The sequence below is a fragment of the Legionella shakespearei DSM 23087 genome (assembly GCF_000373765.1).
Taxonomy (GTDB): domain Bacteria; phylum Pseudomonadota; class Gammaproteobacteria; order Legionellales; family Legionellaceae; genus Legionella; species Legionella shakespearei.
In genome coordinates this window covers 1-19273 of sequence record NZ_KB892393.1, presented here as the reverse complement: position 1 = coordinate 19273, position 19273 = coordinate 1, and the positions used below count along the sequence as shown (strand labels likewise).

The window sequence follows — 19273 nt, the reverse complement described above, 5'->3', positions numbered from 1 at the left end:
CAAAAATTCACAACTTCATGTTTTTATAGAAAAAATTACCGAGGAGGCAAATTAGAAGTCTAAAAAATGTTGTTAATGTCTAATAAATATACTAAAATAGGGGTTCTTTTAGTGGTCTACATAACTGGAGTGCAATTGATGCAAGTATTCAACAAGGATGAATTGGATAAAGATGCAGACCCTATACACTTTAATGGTAAGGTTGGATACCCTGATATTTCACTACCTGTTTTAGACTCACTTTTAGAAAGGGCCTATAAAGAAGGTAAAGCAAATATATTGGGTAAAACCGCGATTTTTTATGTTCATCATCCTCTGCAGACTTCAATTAATGTCGTTGATGCATTAATTCACCTGGGGGCAAAGCCTAAAAATCTTTTTATTTTAGGAAAGCGCTATTCTGAATGTGAGTCAGTTGTTTCTACCTTGGTACAAAAAGGGGTTCACTATCAACCTTGCTCTATGCAAACGGCTTTGGGTCAATACTCACACAGCTTTATTCGGGATATCAATTGGCTCTGGGCAAAAATGGTAGAGAAACTTGATTCACAAGTAGAGCAAATCCTTGTAATGGATCATGGGGGACATGCCATCACGTATTTACCCTTGGCGCTCCTGGAACATTACAAAGTTATAGGAATAGAGAAAACAACAGCAGGATTTATCAATAGCGAAAGGCACGGAACTCCGCCTATTCCTGTGATAGACGTAGCTAACAGTGCAGCAAAGCGATTTTTGGAGTCTTCACTGATTGCTGAGACTGTAGTCAATAAAATTGATGCCTATTTACCGGAGAATATTAATGATTTTGTTTTTGGTGTTGTTGGTTTTGGGGCGATAGGCAAAGCAGTAGTTAATCGATTACAGCAGTTGGGATGTCGATTAATCGTACATGATATTGATTCATCGCAGCAGCACTCTATTGGTAAGACAAAAAATATTATCTTCACAAATGACATGAGCGCACTTGTTGCTTCTGCGGATTATATATTTGGATGCAGTGGTCGTGATATTTCTGAAGGTCAATTGGAACAATTGAGGTTAGCCACCCGAAACAAGACCTTGATTAGTTGTTCCTCGGAGGATAAAGAGTATCTGTCATTCCTACAAATGATTAATCGACAAATGCCTACTGTTTTTGATCCTATGGATGACATCGAATTTAAGACTGAATTTGGCGCATCGGTTCATTTGTTACGAGGTGGGTTTCCTGTCAATTTTGATAACACAGGAGAGTCTGTACCCGCAAACGACATTCAGTTGACTCGTTCTTTAGTGGTGGCTGCTGTATTACAGGCTTCGGACTATTTGAATACTACTGTACTTAATGGCGTATATGCTCTTGATGCAACTTATCAGCGTTTTGTTATTAATGAGTGGCTCAAGCATCAGGATGACCCAAGAATAGATAGAGAAAATTTAACCTGTTTTTTGGATGAAGATTGGCTTGCAAATCATTCTAATAGTGCGATCTCAGAATTCCGTGGTGTATTGGAGTCAGAAAGAAGATGAGGTCGTGTGCAGTGTTGAGTGGCACTTTTGTAGCCCGTTTGCTTGCAGCTAACTCTTCTACACAGCCCGATCTACGTCGTCCTGAGCGCGTCTTTTGGCGCGAAGGATCTCCAAATATTGGCACCATGCCGCTTCAGGAGATCCTTCGCGCCAAAAGACGCGCTCAGGACGACGTAGATCGGGTAATGGCAAAGATGTGATCAAGAGTCAGCTGCTTGCAGCTGGGAATGGAGACTTGGTTAAAATTCAGGCTTTGTAACTATTGTCAGTTCCCGGCTGCAAGCAGACCGGGCTACGAATAGAAAACCCCCTGAGTAAGTGCCATTCAGGACAGTGCTATATAAAACTAGTTTATTTCATAATCTTAATACAATCCTCAACAAAGTCTCTCATTTCTGTCAAAGATTTGATCTGTTCTTTTAGTTTGAAGCTATTAGACTCAGATGATAAATAAGGGGCTATTTTAGTAATAACTAATTCATAGACATGAGTATCTTGATCTTTTATTTGTGACGCATGGTTATTAATAACATGGATTAAATTCTCCTTTTTAATCTGTCTTGCAATCACTAAACGTTGTTCTAACCGATTCATTAATTCTTCTAGTTCAGCATCGGTAGCGCTGCATGTAATCCGCATATAGCCACTGTTTCTTTCCAATCCGAAATAAGATAATGGTGCAATCATGAGGGCATCGTTAAACAATAAGTAATAAGCCATGTCCTCATCGGTTTTCACGGTGTCTGTTTTTTGAAACACCTGGAGTGCTTCTTTTGGCATTGGCAATCCAAATAAATCACTAAAATCTCCCAATGCATAAAACGTGGCCTCCACTTTATAGTGGGGATCGGGCATGCTGGCTCCCATTTTTTCTAAACGCTCAAGTACATAAAGTACCTTTTTTTCATAATAAGTTGATAATCTGCTTTGTTCGTGATGATCAAAAGAAGCCATTGTTTCTGCATAAGCGATTTGTGCTGAACGGGGAACATGAATGAAGTAATTAATATTTTTATTTAATAATTCATTCATCATTTCAGGATCAAAGACTAAAAGAATAGCCATACGTTCACCCGCTGCAGATAAAGCTTTAGTTGCCGAGCGCAATATAATGACTCTCTTTTGTAAATCTGGTGCGATTTTTAAAAATGAAGGTATGGGCTTAAAAGACAATTCGGAATAAGCCTCATCAAAAATAAGATAGAGATCGGGATATTCTCTCAGTAAAGCAGCAATTTTAACTAATTCTTCCTCATCAATCGTATTTCCCAGTGGATTGGAAGGGTTACACAATAATATGGCTTGAGGGTAACCTTTGTCTTCTTCGGCCAATTCATAAGCTTGCTCTATGCTTTCTCGCATTGATTGAGCAGTTAGTTTGTATCCGGGATTATTCATGACATGAACAGGATGAAGTTGATGCATAGGATCGTTCGAATACACACTGTAGTGAGGAAATGGCGTGATGATTCTGTAACCGGGAATGTCCTCAAAATGACTATTGAAGGTATCAAAAATTGCTCTGAGTCCGCCGATTCCTCCAACTGTGAATAGAATATGCTCGGGTTTTATTTCAGTCTCATACCATTGAGACATTCTTTCCGCCATAATTTTTCGTGGTTCTTTGTCTCCCCGCGGATCACCATAGTCTATAGCAGGATTATCTAATACCGCCTCAGGATTAGAGTGCCATTGAGTGGATATATCATTTAAACGCTGCCAATAATTTAAATAAGACTTTATAGTTCGTTGATTGATAGGGTAGGTCGGCCTTCCCAACCCTGCAAAAATCATTTTTTTATCTTTAGGAGTGAAACGTTCATTCAGTTCATTGGCCCATAAAGAAAGAAGCATAACCTTTTCTATTTTTCTGGCTGATTGTCCATCTGGCGTTAACATGTGATCCCTCTCATGTGGTATTTTTTGTCGTTTACAAAATGACAGGAAATAGCTCTATAATCTAATTATAGTCAGAATCAAAAAACAAGGCATGAACGAAATGCGTGGCAACAAGGACTCCAAACATGATGTTTCAGAATTGGAAAAAATTATTAAGGCTCAGTCTGAGATGATTTTTCAATTAAAAAGTATTCTTGATAATTTCCCCAGTGATGTTTATTGGAAAGATAAGGATGGAGTGTGGCTGGGGTTGAATACGCATTGTTTAGAGAGCTTGACTAGAATGGGCGTCATAAAAACACCAAAGGAACAAGAGGTAGTTGGAAAAACGGATTATGAATTGTTTAGCAAAGCTGCTGCAGACAGCTACAGGATTAATGATTTAAGCGTCATTAATAATCAAAAGGAAATAATAGTTGAAGAAAAAGCTCAATTATCAGACGGTCAAGAGGTTTTTCTCCATTCGACAAAAAGGCCTTTATATGATGAACATCGAAAACTTATTGGGATTATTGGAAATACAATAGATATTACTCAAATGAAATCTGTCGAAAAGGCATTGCAAAAAGCTAAAGAACTGGCTGAGGCAGCAAATCAGGCAAAAACGGAATTTATCGCCAATATGAGTCACGATATCCGAACACCACTAACAGGAGTTATTGGATTATCAGAAATTTTGGAAAAAACGCTGCAAAATGCTCAGGACAGAGAAAAAGCACATATGCTGCATGATAGTGGTGAAGAATTATTACATATGCTTAATGAAATTTTGGAAGATATTCGTGTAGAAAGCCCTCGAGAAACCGGTGTTAAGACAGAAAGCTTCGATATACACCAATGCATTAATGATTTAATTCGCCTGGAATCACCTGCGGCCATATTAAAACAATTGGAACTTAAAGTAGATATTACACCTGACGTCCCTCGTTATATTAAAAGTGATCGCAATAAAATCCATCGCATTTTATTAAATTTAATGGGTAATGCGATTAAATTTACTCAATCTGGTCGTATCACTTTAAAAATTGAAGCGTTACATTGTGATGAGAAACAGGCGCATCTAAAATTTAGTGTATCCGACACCGGTATCGGTATCCCGGAATCGGTTCAATCACAAGTATTTAGTCGATTTTTTAAAGTAAACCCATCATACAAGAGTATTTCCAAAGGATTCGGATTAGGACTTCATATTGCACAATCCTACGTGGAACTGTTAGGTGGTCAGATTACCTTAATGAGTAAGGAGGGAGTTGGGAGTACTTTTCATTTTGATTTGGTGTGCCCTATAGCATCAAGAGACGAAGGGAAACATCACCCATCTGATATTCCATCCGCTGCAACTGGCAAAGCCTTTCATCTTCTATTGGTTGAAGACAATATAATTGCATTAAAAACCTTAGGCATTCTCTTATCGCAAAAGAATTACACTTTTGCATCAGCTACAACGGGAGAGGAAGCATGGGCATTATTGCACAGTCAAAATTTTGATTTAATGATTACCGATATTGGCTTGTCCGGTATTTCTGGAAATGAATTAAGTCAACGAATTCGCAAACAGGAACAGCAACTTGGAAAGCCGAGATTACCCATTATTGGACTCACTGGACACGCCAGAGAAGCTGCTCTTGAAGAATGTACCAAGAGTGGAATGGATGAAGTCTTAAGTAAACCAACTCCAATTGACACGCTGCATGATCATATACAAAAAATAATAGAAGAAACCACAACCAGAAACAGTCCTGGCAAAGTGGCACTAGGGGCTGATTTACCAGACACAGAAGAGGAACTTTTTATTCTTGAACCATTTCCCTTGTTTGATGAAGAACTCGCTTTGAAACAAATCCCCGACAAGCAATTTCTGATGACACTGGTGGAAAGTTACCTTTCTGAGTCTATGCAACAAGACTTTATCCAGTTAAGACAGGAATATTCAAGTCATAATTGGGAGCAAGTCGAAAAAATTGCACATAAAATAAAAGGCGGTCTGGCTTATCTCGGAGCTCAAAAAATGCGCTTTGCCTGCCAATACTTGGAACGATATTATAAAGCGGGACATCGAACATTGCTTGAACCCCTTTACGAACAGATACTCTCGGTACATGACAAAACTAACGAAGAATTACGCCGTTGGCTTGAGCAAAATAAATAATTAACAATTACTGAAATGAAGTTGTGTCTATGGATATCCTACGTACGCTGTAGATGGGGAGTAGACGTAATTCGTTATTTTATTGATGGATCAATATCTGTTTTAATTAGCAATAAAAACTTGTATCAGCACCATTTCAAGTGCGGTTATAAAGTTGCTCCAAATTTTCCCTATAGACATGATGAATTAGAGCAAGAGAAATATCATTATCATTTGGCAATGGAGGCTCATGATGAAGTCTATAGTCATGCACTGAAGGACTATAAAAATCTTTTTGGGTTAGATAATTTTATTTTTCTTATAAAAGGCAATAAAAATTATATAGACTATTTTATATTTAGTTCATCTCTTTATAACATAAAATTATAAATTTCTATCTAAATCAAATAGATATATTGGAGCAATTCTCATTTGACTTCAAAAACAAAGCTAACAAACTTATCACTCAAGGCGAGTGTAATAAAATAATTTTACCTGAAAACATGCAGCTAAGATTAGGGAGCAGCGATTCGATAAAATTAAATGATTCTCAGCCTGACCTCTCAACGATAAAAAACCAATCTCAGATTATCCATTACCTGGGCAAGTCGATTAAATTTACAAAGCGCGAAATGGACTGTCTGCATCTGCTTTCATCTGGGTACACTGCCAAGGAAGTAGCAATAAAATTCGGTCTTTCTCCGAGAACCATTGAAAATCACATTAATAACATTAAATTTAAATTTGGTCTAAATCGTAAGCCGGATATAATCAAAGCATTCTTAAAACGTGAGCGTTAGCCGATGTAATAGGCAGGGGGCACTACCATTAAGTTAACGTGAGTTTCGGATAAGAAGCTTGTTTGATCTTGTCGTTACTTCGATGCCGTTCGGGCTGAGGAAGCGCGATAGCGCTGTCTCGAAGCCTTGGCATGGTGCTAAGGCTTCGAGGTAAACACTGGCTCAAACAACTTTCTTATCCGAAACTCATGTTAGTTTAGCTTAATGGCAGTGACGGTAGGGGTGGCCTATTACTAACCGATTAGATGCTTAAGAAAGGCTAAGGTACATAAGTTATTTTTACTTATGATACGGATGATTATTAATAATCGACCAAGCCCTGTATAAGGTTTCTAATAAAATAATACGCACTAAAGGATGGGGAAGCGTTAGTTTGGATAATGACCAGCGTTCATCACAGAGTTGTAGTACATCGTTTGATAAGCCTTCGGGGCCGCCAATCAGAAAACACAGATGGCTTGAAATTTGTTGCAACTGGGTGATTTTGACTGCTAGCTGTTCACTGCTGAAGGTCTTTCCTTCTATCTCCAGCGCAATAAGCCTTGCACCGTTAGGAAGGGCTTCTTTGATCAGTGAGGATTCCTTTTCCATGATGCGGCTAAGATCGGATGATTTGCTACGTTTTATCAGCGGGATCTCAATTATTTTCAATTGGATGCCGTCATTAAATCTCTTGGCATAATCGTTCGAACCCTGAACAACCCAGTCGGGCATTTTATTACCAAGAGTAATGAGTGTAATTTTTAGCATAATTCATCAAGAAGAAAGGTGTTCTTCCCACAATCCTTCCAGATTATAAAATTGTCTGCTTTCAGGAAGCATGATGTGGACGATGAAATCGCCAAAATCAATAAGCGCCCAGTCACCTGTTTCAAGGCCTGTAGAACTTATTGAAGCAAGGCCAGCAGACTTCATGTCTTCCATGAGTTTCTGTGCTATGGCTTTTACGTGACGTGAAGCACGGCCTGAGGCTATGATCATGAAGTCAGTGATTGTCGTTTGCTTATGGACATCAATAACTTTCAAGTCAATTGCCTGCGAATCATCGAGGGATTTTAACAGCTTGTCTAGCATTGGATTTGTATCTGGCATGAGTATCGTAATCTTCTATCAAAAAGCGCCGAATGATATCAGCAAATGGTTTATATAAAAAGGCCTAAGCATATTATTCTTCGGCCTTTGGAATCGTAGTCAATAAAAATTTAATTACTGCAAAAAGAACAAGACAGCATAAAGTGGCGATAAAGAGAATACCTAATTGTTGAGTAAAAGCAGTAGCATAAAGGGTTTTTAAGGCCACAATATTGGTTTCACCCTCAGGAATAGCGGTTAATCCCGCCAATTTACCGGCAAGAAATCCGCCTATACCCAATGAAACGAAAAATATTCCCATCATCGTACTGACTTTGTCTTTATCTGCAAGAACAGTGATTGCCGCCAAACCTACAGGTGACAACAGGAGTTCAGCCAATGAAATCATCAGGAAGGCAGGAATGATAAGCAAAGGTGAAAGCAAAAGGGATTTATCAATAAAGCTGCTGACAAACGCGATAATTGCATAGGCAATCGTCATGCATATCATGGATAAAAGGAATTTTTTTCCGGTGCTTAGACCGCGCTCAACCAAATTGAGTTGGTAGCTTCTGCGTGCCAGAATAACGCCAATGATCAACATTCCTATACTTTGAATGGTAATGTAATAAGGGGGCGGAAACTGTATTCCGTAGAATACGGGTTGCACCACTCTCGAAATAAACAGCGTTATCGACATAAACATTTGAAAGTAAAAGGACCAGAACATTACCGAGATAATGCACAATAATCCAATAACCAGCGTTTGACGTGCCTGATTTGCGTTTTCCTTATTAACCGCATAGAGAATGTAGCTGGTTGAAAAAAGAACTACAAGTCCGAACATCAGGTTGGCTAATCCTGGAGAATTAAGAATATAAAAGGACAGTAACCAGAGAAAAGCAATCATGGCGAAGGCCAGAGCGACTTTTTTAAATTGAAAAACAAAGGGGTTATAGTCTTTTATTTTGAATTGGACAATTCCATAAGAAAAGACCAGAAATGCAACAATCATTCCGACTGCGGCACTGGCGAATGATATTGCCCAGCCAAAATGAGAACCCAAAATACTGGGTACAGTGGTACCTAAAATAATACCCGAAGTAATCCCCATGTAAAAAATAGTAAAGCCACTTTCTCTGCGAGCGGATCCCGTAAGATACTCATTACCCAATAGAGATGAGATATTAGGTTTTAATAAACCCGTGCCTACTGCTATACCTGCCAATGCAGCAGTTAATGCATACGTACCATCCAGTAATGCGACAAAACAATAGCTGATAAATAAGACCACAGCACCAGAAAGTATGGCGCGCTTCTGGCCAATGAGCTTATCTGCCACCAACCCACCTACAAGAGGTGAAAGGTAAGTGAGTGCTGTAAAAGAACCAACCAATGCATAGATTTGCTTGTCAGGCCATTCAAAATGTTTGGCCAGATAAAGGGCTAATAGGGATTGAACAACATAAAAACCGTATCGCTCCCACATTTCAGTGGCGAAAAATATACTCAAGGACTTAGGATGTTTATCCATGTTTTTTTACACTTTATTGAAAGTTAATGGGGCAAATTACGTTAAGTATATCACGTTGCCCATTTATTATGCATTAAATTTTTATTAGCCAGCACAGGCCATAATCATTCCCGCAGAAACAGCTCTCGTGTATCATGTTTCCAAATTTGTTAGCCATGGAGCATTCCTGATGAATAATAACAAGAGTAAGCGCATTATTACTGCAAATACAGGAACGGAAAAACAAGCCAAAAGCTGGTTGACCGAAGCTGCTTTACGTATGCTTTGTAATAATTTAAACCCTGATGTTGCTGAAGATCCCGATGCACTGATTGTTTATGGTGGTCTGGGCAAAGCGGCAAGAAACTGGCAGTGTTTTGATAAAATCGTTGACGTGTTAAAAGTCCTTGATGCGGATCAGACTTTACTAATCCAGTCAGGAAAACCGGTAGGGGTTTTTACCACTCATGAAGACGCACCAAGAGTTTTGATTGCCAATTCAAATCTGGTTCCCCGCTGGGCTAATTGGGAACATTTCAATGAACTGGATAAAAAAGGCTTGATGATGTACGGTCAGATGACTGCCGGGAGCTGGATTTATATTGGTTCACAAGGCATAGTCCAGGGTACTTATGAAACCTTCATTGCTGCTGCGAAAAAGCATTATAACGGTGATTTGTCTGGACGCTGGATTTTAACCGGAGGTTTAGGCGGTATGGGCGGCGCCCAAACTTTAGCGGGAACCATGGCTGGAGCCAGCGTTTTGGCTGTTGAATGTGATTTAACCCGTATAGAAAAGCGTCTGCGCACTAAATATCTGGATAGATATACCGATAATCTTGATGAGGCGTTAGAATGGATCGATGAGTCCTGCCAAAACAAGCAGCCTTTATCAGTGGCAATTCTGGGCAATGCAGCAGAAATCTTCCCACAGTTGGTTCAACGCGGCGCAAACCCATCGCTGGTTACAGATCAGACCAGTGCACACGACCCTTTGAATGGTTACCTCCCGCTGGGCTGGAGTTTGCAACACGCTGCAGAAATGAGAGAGAGTGCTCCCCTTAAAGTAGTTGAAGCTGCTAAAAAATCCATGGCAGTGCAGGTACAGGCTATGCTTGAATTTCAAAAGAGAGGAATTCCAGTTTTTGACTATGGCAATAACATCAGGCAAATGGCTTTTGAAGCAGGTGAACAGAATGCCTTTGACTTTGAAGGATTTGTCCCCGCTTACATCAGGCCTTTATTTTGTGAAGGGGTTGGTCCTTTCCGCTGGGTTGCTTTGTCAGGTGATCCTGAGGACATTTATGCAACCGATGAAATGGTTAAAAAGCTTATTCCTGATGATAAACACCTGCACCACTGGCTGGATATGGCGCGTGAAAAGATCGCCTTTCAGGGCTTACCTGCACGAATCTGTTGGGTAGGTTTAAAAGACAGGGCGCGTCTGGCACTGGCCTTTAATGAAATGGTGAAACAAGGCAAAGTGAAAGCGCCTATAGTCATTGGTCGCGATCATCTGGACTCAGGGTCTGTAGCCAGTCCTAACCGTGAAACGGAGGGAATGCTTGATGGCAGTGACGCGGTTTCAGATTGGCCACTACTGAATGCCTTATTAAATTGCGCCAGCGGCGCCACGTGGGTGAGTATCCATCACGGGGGTGGGGTTGGAATGGGCTTTTCTCAGCACGCTGGAGTAGTCATTGTGGCTGATGGTACTGACAAAGCAGCACAACGATTATCACGAGTATTACATAATGATCCTGCAACAGGTGTAATGCGTCATGCTGACGCAGGATATGCCTTGGCTCGGCAATGTGCTGCCGAGAATTCACTTTGGTTGCCAATGGAATCAGGAGAGGAGCAAACAAATGTCTGAGTATTTTATACTTGAACCAGGTCAATTGACCCTGCAATCAATCAAATATGCTTTAAAGAGCCAACTCCCTTTGAAACTTTCAGATGATGCTTTTGCCTTGATTGATGCATCGCATCAGACCGTAAAGAAAGTGATTCAGGAGAAAAGGACGGTTTACGGTATTAATACCGGTTTTGGCTCTCTGGCCAATCAAACCATTTCAGCGGAGCATTTGCAGCAATTGCAGCGAAACATTGTTCTTTCTCATGCCTGTGGCACTGGTGATTTGCTTTCAGATGAAGTGGTTGCATTAATATTATTGCTTAAAATTAATAATTTGGCTCAAGGTTATTCAGGAGTAAGGCTCGAATTAATTGACGCTTTAATTGCACTGTACAATCACAGAGTTTATCCCTGCATCCCGTGCAAAGGCTCTGTGGGAGCTTCTGGCGATTTGGTGCCACTAGCCCATATGTCTTTACCACTCCTTGGGGTAGGAGAGGTACGTTACCAGGGCAAACTTATCAGTGCTGATGAAGGCTTGACTATCGCCGGTTTGTCGCCAGTAGAACTGGAAGCCAAAGAAGGTCTTGCTCTTCTGAATGGATTACAAGTTTCAGCCGCTTTAGCGTTAACTGCTTTATTTACTACGGAACATTTATTTGAGACGGCTGTTATCGCAGGATCTTTATCTGTGGATGCAGCTCGCGGAAGCGATGTACCCTTTGACCATCGTATCCATCACGCACGCGGCCATGACGCGCAAACCCAGGTTGCGGCAATGTACCGGGAATTGCTGGCTGAGAGTGATATCAGAGAATCTCACCGTGAGTGCACCCGGGTTCAGGATCCCTATGCTTTGCGCTGCCAGCCACAAATTATGGGAGCTGTTTTTCACCAGATGCAATTTGTAGCTCAAACGCTTGAGGTCGAGGCCAATGCTGTTTCTGATAATCCCCTGGTTTTTGCTGAGGATGGCGATATTTTATCGGGCGGAAATTTCCATGGCGAGATTATTGCCATGGCCGCAGATAATCTGGCTTTGGCGATTGCTGAAATGGGAGCCAATGCAGAGCGACGAATTGCTTTACTCATCGATAAGAATTTTAGTGGTTTGCCTGCATTTCTGGTTAAAGAAGGTGGTTTGAATTCGGGCTTTATGATTGCCCATGTAACGGCTGCTTCTTGTGCCAGCGACAATAAAGCTCTGTCTCATCCTCATTCTGTAGACAGCCTTCCTACTTCTGCAAATCAGGAAGATCATGTTTCTATGGCAACCAATGCGGCGCGGCGTTTACATGAAATGATAGACAACACAGCGACCATCCTGGCGATTGAATTATTGGCAGCCTGCCAGGGTCTGGAATTTCATCAGCCCCTGCGAACATCACCAAAGTTACATGCCATTTATAGCAAATTAAGGGATAAAGTTTTACCCTATGACAAGGACAGATATTTTGCACCAGACATAGCTATAGTTAAAAAAGGAATTTTAGCCGAGGAATTTTCTCTGTCTAAGATAGAAAAAGAGATAACCGCATAAGGATTTGATTATGGAGCTGAATTCACCATTTAAGGCATTGCAAATTGAATATCAAATAAATCCTTGTCCTTCCTTGAGCGACAGGAAAAAGGTCTTGCAGACTCTGAAAAAGGGGCTCCAAACTCGAGCTTACGACCTTGCAGAAGCAATCAACGAGGATTTTTCCCATCGTTCAGTAGATGAAACTTTATTCCTGGAAATTTTTCCTACGATAAAAGCAATTGGATTTTGCCTGAAAAATACAAAAAAATGGATGAAAAGGAGACGTAGAAGTGTATCCTGGTTATTCTTTCCAGCCAGCGCTTATGTCATGCCACAGCCTTTAGGGGTTGTTGGCAATATGGTTCCATGGAACTATCCTGTTTATCTGGCCCTGGTTCCTGCAATTTATGCTTTGGCTGCGGGCAACCGAGTCATGATTAAAATGTCCGAACTATCCACCAATACAGGCCTGGCATTACAGAAATTCATCCAATCGCTGGGATTAGAGCGTTTTATTTGCGTTATTAATGGTGATGTAGACGTTTCAAAACAATTCGCTGCTCTGCCTTTTGCGCACCTTATGTTTACCGGATCTACAGCTGTTGGAAAGTTGGTCATGAAAGCAGCTAGTGAGAATCTGACTCCGGTTACTTTGGAGCTGGGTGGTAAATCACCAGCAATATTAACTTCTTCAATGAATAGCAATTACTTCAAACGTCTATTCATGGGTAAATTACTGAATGCGGCACAGACGTGTATCGCCCCTGATTATTTATTAATTCCTGAGGGATGGGGTAATAAGATTGAATCCGAGTTTAAATCTTTTATTGAAACTTTTTATCCGCAATTGATGAATAACGATAATTATTCCAGCATTATTTCCCCTGCCCACAGAGAACGATTGCTTGAGATGGTTCAGGATGCTCGCAATAAGGGCGCACGAGTTGTCCAGTATGGTGTAGAAGAGGCTGATAATAGAAAATTGCCGGTTTATCTGCTGTTTGCGGTGACGGATGACATGAGGGTAATGCAGGAAGAGTTATTTGGGCCAATTTTGCCTGTGCTAACCTATAAAACCTTGGTTGAAGCTGTCGAATACATTAATTCAAGACCCAATCCACTGGCTTTGTATTATTTTGGAGAAGACCGGGCTGAAAAGCGTTTTATACAGAGCAGAACTTTATCGGGTGCCTTTACTGTAAATGAAACGGTGATGCATATAGCTATTGATGATTTACCCTTTGGTGGCGTTGGTTATAGTGGCATGGGGCAATATCATGGCCAGGAAGGATTTGATACTTTCTCAAAATTAAAACCAGTAATGGTACAAAAGCGATTATCATCTGTAACCTGGCTTTACCCACCATACGGAAAACTAATGCACCTGTTTTTATCAAAAATAGGTGGAATAAAAATCAGGAAATAACAGAGTGCCTGTCGCAATACAAAAGGAGAGCAAATGACTAAAGTATTATTTATCACTGGCGGGAGCCGGGGAATAGGGCGTGAAATTGCCCTGAAATTTGCGGCTGAAAAAGCAAGTATCGTCATCGCTGCAAAAACGGCCGAGCCACACCCAAAGCTGGAAGGAACTATTTACTCTGTTGCGAAAGAAATTGAAAATTTAGGTGGCAAAGCACTTCCCTTAATGGTTGATGTGCGCGATGAGACGCAAATTCAAAATGCCATGGCACAGACCATTGAAACCTTTGGACGGCTTGATGTGCTGGTTAATAATGCAAGTGCAATTAATCTGACAGATACGCTTCATACACCTATGAAACGTTATGATTTGATGCAGGAAGTGAATGCACGTGCTACCTTTGCCTGCTCTCAAGCGGCAATTCCTCATCTGTTGCACAGTGACAACCCTCATATTTTAACCTTATCCCCACCTCTGAACATGGATAAAAACTGGTTTGCCCCTCATCTGGCATACACTATGAGTAAATACGGAATGAGTATGTGTACTTTAGGTTTGGCACAGGAATTTAAAGAAGCAGGGATTGCGGTGAACTCTTTATGGCCGCGAACAACTATTGCAACTGATGCCATCAGAGTCCATTTTCCCCGGGAAATGTACATGGCGAGCAGAAAAGCGCAAATAATGGCTGATGCAGCGCATTGGATTATCAATCAACCCTCAAGGGAAGTTACCGGTAATTTCTTTATTGATGAAGATGCGTTAAAACGTGGTGGCGTAACAGACTTTTCCGGTTATGCTATGGATCCTGAAGTTGAACTTTGTACCGATTTATTCTTATGACAGTTGAAATTTACACCGATGGAGCATGTAAAGGTAACCCCGGACCAGGTGGTTGGGGGGTCTTGCTCCGTTATAATGGCACAGAAAAAACCTTACATGGCGGCGAATCGCATACCACGAATAACAGAATGGAGTTAATGGCGGCAATTAAGGGGCTAGAGTCTCTCAAGCGCTCCTGTGAAGTAGATTTGTATACGGACTCCCAATATTTGCGCCAGGGCATGATGGATTGGCTAAAAGGCTGGAAAAAAAATGGGTGGCGTAACTCTAAAAAAGAACCCGTAAAAAATGCTGATCTGTGGATGTTACTAGACCAACTGGCATCAAATCATCAAATTCGCTGGCATTGGGTTAAAGGACACTCAGGGCACGCTGAAAATGATTTGGTTGATGCTTTGGCCAATCAGGGTATAGCAGAGTTATGATAGAATAATACAGGTTTATTTATGCGACAAATTATATTAGATACTGAAACTACGGGTATTGGACCCGAACAAGGCCATAGGGTTATTGAAATTGGCTGTGTTGAGTTAATTGACCGAAAGTTAACTGGCAACCATTATCATGTTTATCTTAATCCCCAGCGCGAAGTCGATGAGGGTGCTTTTCGTGTTCATGGCATCAGTACCGAATTTTTAAAAGATAAGCCACTATTTGCTGATGTTGTTTCCGAGTTTTTACAATTTGTTGGTGGTGCTGAATTAATCATCCATAATGCTCCCTTCGATGTGGGCTTTCTTAATTCAGAATTAAAACACGTCAAATGGCAGAAAAAGCTGGAAGAATATTGTGATATTCTTGATACCCTGGTTATGGCCAGAGACAAGCATCCAGGGCAACGTAATAGCCTGGATGCTTTATGTAAGCGCTATGATATAGACAATTCCAACAGACAGTTACACGGCGCTCTTCTTGACGCCGAAATTCTGGCCTTTGTCTATTTGGCAATGACTGGCGGTCAGGCGAGTCTGTTTTCAGAAGTTGAAACTGTTACGAATAAAGACAATATAACCGTCAAAGAAATTGCAGCACTGCATTTAGCTAATCCGGTAATTTTAAGACCTGATGAAGAAGAATTAAACCAACACCAAAGTTTTGTGGCCTTTCTTGAGAAAAAGTCGGGCGTTAATTATTGGAAAGAAGAAGCGTAGATTCATAGCATGTTATCCTGAGCCGAAGGATTTCCACGAAAATGATTCATAAGAGCAAATCCGAGCCGCGACTGTAAAGGAGCGGAAATTTTGTTGAGGTACAGAGCTCAGTATAACCAGAACTATGTGTAAGGTGCAGGAAATCAAGTACGTGTCAGTGTAACTGTTCCGCTTCCTCACGGTCGCGGCTCGGTTTTCTTTAATTAATGATGGTAAGGAGCAAGCTTGAGTTTTCTGCCTTAAAATAAAGCAATATCGTGGGGAGGATATTCAAATAATTGTACTATGCGGGTTTCAGAATTTGTAGCCCGTATCACGCGCTTCGTTAATACGGGTTACAAAGGATTACGTTTGTACAGATAAAAATTCATGCCAAGAGTTTGATTACTGCTTGGGAACCAGATATTTTTCGGCAAAATCACGACCAATACATTCGCCAAGGGATCTACCCCAGGTTGCTGCACTTTCAGCATTAATCGTTGCTGGAATATTGGCATAAAGTTCATTTTGACATTTTGTGGTACTTTCAGGAATTAAAGTAACACATTGCTCATAGGTCATTTTTATTTCATCAAATCGCTTTTTCAAGTCTGCATCCTGAATGAATCCTTTGCATATTAATTCAGGCAATAAAGGAGTCATTGAGCTCAGCCAACTATCCTTTGGCATTTCAGCAGGATTATTAGCAGCAGCTTCAGCATTTGCTGCAAAAGGAATACACGTACTACCAAAAACAATAGTTGCAATAAGCAATTTCCTTGACATGATGAGTTATCCTTTTTTTGAGTTCTCAATTATTATAGTAGGACATAAATATTTAATTTGCCTCTAAAAAAATCATAATGTTTTGAAACTGATGAATAAATGGGCAATTTGATATGGACTTTTCAACCAAATGCCGTAGTACGTCTTGCCATTACCCGATTTACGTCGTCCTGAGCGCGTCTTTTTGCGCGAAGGATCTCCAAATATTGGCACCATGCCACTTTCAGGAGATCCTTCGCGCAAAAAGACGCGCTCAGGACGACGTGGATTGGGGTGAAATTGCTCCGGAATAGCACAGTGCGTAGCCCGTATTAGGCGTCAGCCGTAATACGGGATCGAAGTAGCAATGAGCTAATCCCGTAGCGAATCTGCTCCTATTTCATCACCCACTTTTTGCTTTGTTCATTTTTTGGTCTAGACTATGAATGTAATGGAAATGAAATAGGAAAAATTATGGAAAAGTCCAACTTTCGCTTTAATTTTGTCGTCCGTCTTTTGTTTATTTCATTGGTCACTTTCTTTTTTAATACAGGCTATGCCGCGGGGAATACCTTTATTTTCAACCCCAATACTTTGTCCTGGAAAGCGATAAATGAGCATGGCAAAGTAGTTCGTACCGGAAGAGGTTCAGGAGGGAAGCACTATTGTGCTGATGTCCGTAGAGGATGCAAAACCCCCTCTGGTGTCTATAGAATAATCAGTAAAGGTGGGCCTGGCTGTCGTTCAAGCCGCTATCCATTAGGCAGGGGCGGTGCTCCAATGCCTTATTGCATGTTTTTCAGTAAATATTATGCAATACACGGTTCCTATGATGTTCCAAACTACAATGCCAGTCATGGTTGCGTCCGGGTAACACCAGGCGATGCCAATTGGTTGAGTAAGAATTTTATTAGAGTTGGAACAAAAGTGATTATTAAACCTTACTAACTCTCTATCCCGCAGAAGTCCGTAGAAAAAACACAACGGCCTGGTAACAGGCCGTTGTGTTTTTATAAAAAGAAATCACATGCAAGAAACGATATCATTTTACAGGCTTCATTTGATTCACATTATAAATCATCCTCATCATCCATACTAAACGAAGAGCCACAACCACAGGTTGTTTTGGCATTGGGGTTACGAATAACAAATTGTTCACCTTGTATTCCCTGGATGTAATCTATTTCTGCATCATGAAGATATTGATAACTCATGGAGTCAACCAGTAACTTGACTGTAGAACTGCCATCGGAACACTTTTGTTCAATTATAGTGTCATCTTCATTAATCTCTTCATCAAAGCTAAAACCATACTGAAATCCGGAACAACCACCGCCGGTGATGGATACACGTAAATTCAGATTTAAATTATCTTCTTCTTTGATCAGCTCAGATACTTTATCTGCAGCACTTACAGAAAAATAAATGTCATTGGTAGTTGGTAGTATATCAACTGCAGCCATTTTAAACTCCGGGTTATATTTACTTACTTTATTCTTATAGTATAACAATTATCTGATTATATGTTCTATTGTTGCGCCACCTATACATTGGTTTTTATCATAAAAAACCACATATTGCCCTGGAGTCACTGCTCTTTGGGGGCTTGAGAACATAACATAATGCTGATTTTTATCTTCAGGCGAAATCATACAGCCTTGTTCCATTTGCCTGTAACGTGTTTTTGCATAACACGTCAGAGGCAAATTATCCTGGCAATCAGCCAGCCAATGTATTGGACCACAAATTAATCCCTGGGCATACAACATGGGATGCTGGCTTCCCTGTGCTATAACCAGAGTATTGGTTGCTACCTCTTTATCTACTACATACCAGGGTTCGTCAGAGGAGTTTTGTAAACCACCTATACCTAATCCCTGACGCTGTCCGATGGTGTAAAACATTAATCCATCATGTTTGCCGATGATTTCACCTGATGTATTTTTAATATCTCCGGGTTTGGCAAGAATGAACTCCTTTAAAAAGGATTTGAAACGTTTTTCACCAATAAAACAAATGCCGGTTGAGTCTTTCTTGGCTTGGGTAACCAATCCCAAATCTCTGGCAAACTCTCGTATCTGTGGTTTTGTGTAATCACCGATGGGGAACAGTGTTTTACCTAATGCGGCAGGTTCTACAGCATGTAAAAAATAGGTTTGATCTTTATCTCGGTCTTTGGCTTTATAAAGACGACCCACATTGCCTTCAATCTTGTTTTTAGCATAATGTCCTGTAGCAATATAATCTGCTCCAAGTTCTAAAGCATGATTTAAAAAGGCATTAAATTTAATTTCCTTATTACAGAGCACATCAGGATTAGGAGTACGGCCTTTTTCATATTCACTGAGGAAGTGGGCAAAGACTCTATCCCAATATTGTTCTGAAAAATTAACGCTGTGCAAAGGAATGTGTAACTGATTACAAACTGCCTGGGCATCCGCAAGATCCTGGGCGGCGGGGCAAAACCCATCCACATCATCCTGTTCCCAGTTTTTCATGAACAAACCTTCAACCTGATAGCCTTGTTCTTTAAGCAACCAGGCAGCAACGGATGAATCCACTCCGCCAGACATACCAATAATAACTTTAGCCTTCATAAAAAATACACCGCATCATTTAAAGTGCAAAAACTAACCGCAGATTGTTCATTATCTCATAAAAAGCTAAAAAAATGGAGTGATAATGTATAGATGTAATGCAGCCCACCCGAGCCCCGTCGTCCTGAGCGCGTCTTTTTGCGCGAAGGATCTCCTGAATGTGGCATGGTGCCAATTTGTAGCCCGTATTAGGCGCCAGCCGTAATACGGGA

At 40.7% G+C, this 19273-nt stretch carries 17 protein-coding genes; 10 read left to right on the top strand and 7 right to left on the bottom strand.

Annotation, left to right across the window (positions count from 1 at the left end):
* Positions 1-75 precede the first annotated feature (75 nt).
* The gene (locus B094_RS15795) at positions 76-1512 is read left to right on the top strand and encodes an NAD(P)-dependent oxidoreductase (RefSeq protein ID WP_162263932.1); all 1437 of its coding nucleotides are present in this window, start codon (positions 76-78) and stop codon (positions 1510-1512) included.
* Positions 1513-1863: 351 nt separating this feature from the next.
* Here B094_RS15795 and B094_RS0105780 read toward each other — a convergent pair whose 3' ends face one another.
* A complete protein-coding gene (locus B094_RS0105780; RefSeq protein ID WP_018576856.1) occupies positions 1864-3411 on the bottom strand; it encodes a pyridoxal phosphate-dependent aminotransferase in 1548 nt (515 codons plus the stop codon).
* Between the two features lie 91 nt (positions 3412-3502).
* On the opposite strand from B094_RS0105780, the gene B094_RS15790 reads away from it, so the two are divergent.
* Positions 3503-5560, top strand: coding sequence for a PAS domain-containing hybrid sensor histidine kinase/response regulator (locus tag B094_RS15790; protein ID WP_155823662.1), 2058 nt, complete (start codon positions 3503-3505; stop codon positions 5558-5560).
* Positions 5561-6042: 482 nt separating this feature from the next.
* Positions 6043-6339, top strand: a complete 297-nt coding sequence (locus B094_RS17700; protein ID WP_428829128.1) for a helix-turn-helix transcriptional regulator — start codon at positions 6043-6045, stop codon at positions 6337-6339.
* A 279-nt stretch (positions 6340-6618) separates the two neighbouring features.
* Here B094_RS17700 and rlmH read toward each other — a convergent pair whose 3' ends face one another.
* The 3 genes from rlmH to B094_RS0105750 form a co-directional block, all read right to left on the bottom strand.
* The gene (gene rlmH, locus B094_RS0105760) at positions 6619-7089 is read right to left on the bottom strand and encodes a 23S rRNA (pseudouridine(1915)-N(3))-methyltransferase RlmH (RefSeq protein ID WP_018576852.1); all 471 of its coding nucleotides are present in this window, start codon (positions 7087-7089) and stop codon (positions 6619-6621) included.
* 6 nt (positions 7090-7095) lie between these two features.
* Complete coding sequence (rsfS, locus tag B094_RS0105755) at positions 7096-7431, bottom strand: ribosome silencing factor (protein WP_018576851.1); 336 nt, start codon at positions 7429-7431, stop codon at positions 7096-7098.
* 73 nt (positions 7432-7504) lie between these two features.
* The gene (locus B094_RS0105750; RefSeq protein ID WP_018576850.1) at positions 7505-8944 is read right to left on the bottom strand and encodes a peptide MFS transporter; all 1440 of its coding nucleotides are present in this window, start codon (positions 8942-8944) and stop codon (positions 7505-7507) included.
* Between the two features lie 169 nt (positions 8945-9113).
* Between B094_RS0105750 and hutU the strand changes: the two genes are divergently transcribed.
* The 6 genes from hutU to dnaQ are packed head-to-tail and all read left to right on the top strand — an operon-like array spanning position 9114 to position 15720.
* Positions 9114-10799 (top strand): urocanate hydratase, encoded by a 1686-nt coding sequence (gene hutU, locus B094_RS0105740; protein ID WP_018576848.1) that lies wholly within the window; start codon positions 9114-9116, stop codon positions 10797-10799.
* On the top strand, positions 10792-12321 hold the full coding sequence (hutH, locus tag B094_RS0105735; protein WP_018576847.1) for a histidine ammonia-lyase: 1530 nt from the start codon (positions 10792-10794) through the stop codon (positions 12319-12321). The genes hutU and hutH overlap by 8 nt, the downstream gene beginning before the upstream one ends.
* Positions 12322-12331: 10 nt before the next feature.
* Positions 12332-13729 carry a coniferyl aldehyde dehydrogenase gene (locus tag B094_RS0105730; protein WP_018576846.1) on the top strand — a complete coding sequence of 466 codons (1398 nt, stop codon included), beginning with the start codon at positions 12332-12334 and terminating at the stop codon, positions 13727-13729.
* 33 nt (positions 13730-13762) lie between these two features.
* The gene (locus B094_RS0105725; RefSeq protein WP_018576845.1) at positions 13763-14569 is read left to right on the top strand and encodes an SDR family oxidoreductase; all 807 of its coding nucleotides are present in this window, start codon (positions 13763-13765) and stop codon (positions 14567-14569) included.
* Positions 14566-14994 (top strand): ribonuclease HI, encoded by a 429-nt coding sequence (gene rnhA / locus B094_RS0105720; RefSeq protein ID WP_018576844.1) that lies wholly within the window; start codon positions 14566-14568, stop codon positions 14992-14994. Before B094_RS0105725 ends, rnhA begins: the two co-directional genes overlap by 4 nt.
* 21 nt (positions 14995-15015) lie before the next feature.
* Complete coding sequence (dnaQ, locus tag B094_RS0105715) at positions 15016-15720, top strand: DNA polymerase III subunit epsilon (RefSeq protein WP_018576843.1); 705 nt, start codon at positions 15016-15018, stop codon at positions 15718-15720.
* Positions 15721-16104: 384 nt separating this feature from the next.
* On the opposite strand, the gene B094_RS0105710 is transcribed toward dnaQ, so the two are convergent.
* Positions 16105-16485, bottom strand: coding sequence for a hypothetical protein (locus tag B094_RS0105710; protein WP_018576842.1), 381 nt, complete (start codon positions 16483-16485; stop codon positions 16105-16107).
* Positions 16486-16938: 453 nt separating this feature from the next.
* Between B094_RS0105710 and B094_RS0105705 the strand changes: the two genes are divergently transcribed.
* Positions 16939-17412: a L,D-transpeptidase gene (locus tag B094_RS0105705; RefSeq protein WP_018576841.1), complete on the top strand. Its 474-nt coding sequence runs from the start codon at positions 16939-16941 to the stop codon at positions 17410-17412.
* A 122-nt stretch (positions 17413-17534) separates the two neighbouring features.
* Here the strand turns inward: B094_RS0105705 and erpA are convergent, their stop codons facing one another.
* Positions 17535-17927: an iron-sulfur cluster insertion protein ErpA gene (erpA, locus tag B094_RS0105700; RefSeq protein WP_018576840.1), complete on the bottom strand. Its 393-nt coding sequence runs from the start codon at positions 17925-17927 to the stop codon at positions 17535-17537.
* A 48-nt stretch (positions 17928-17975) separates the two neighbouring features.
* Positions 17976-19061 (bottom strand): tRNA 2-thiouridine(34) synthase MnmA, encoded by a 1086-nt coding sequence (gene mnmA / locus B094_RS0105695; protein WP_018576839.1) that lies wholly within the window; start codon positions 19059-19061, stop codon positions 17976-17978.
* Positions 19062-19273 lie beyond the last annotated feature (212 nt).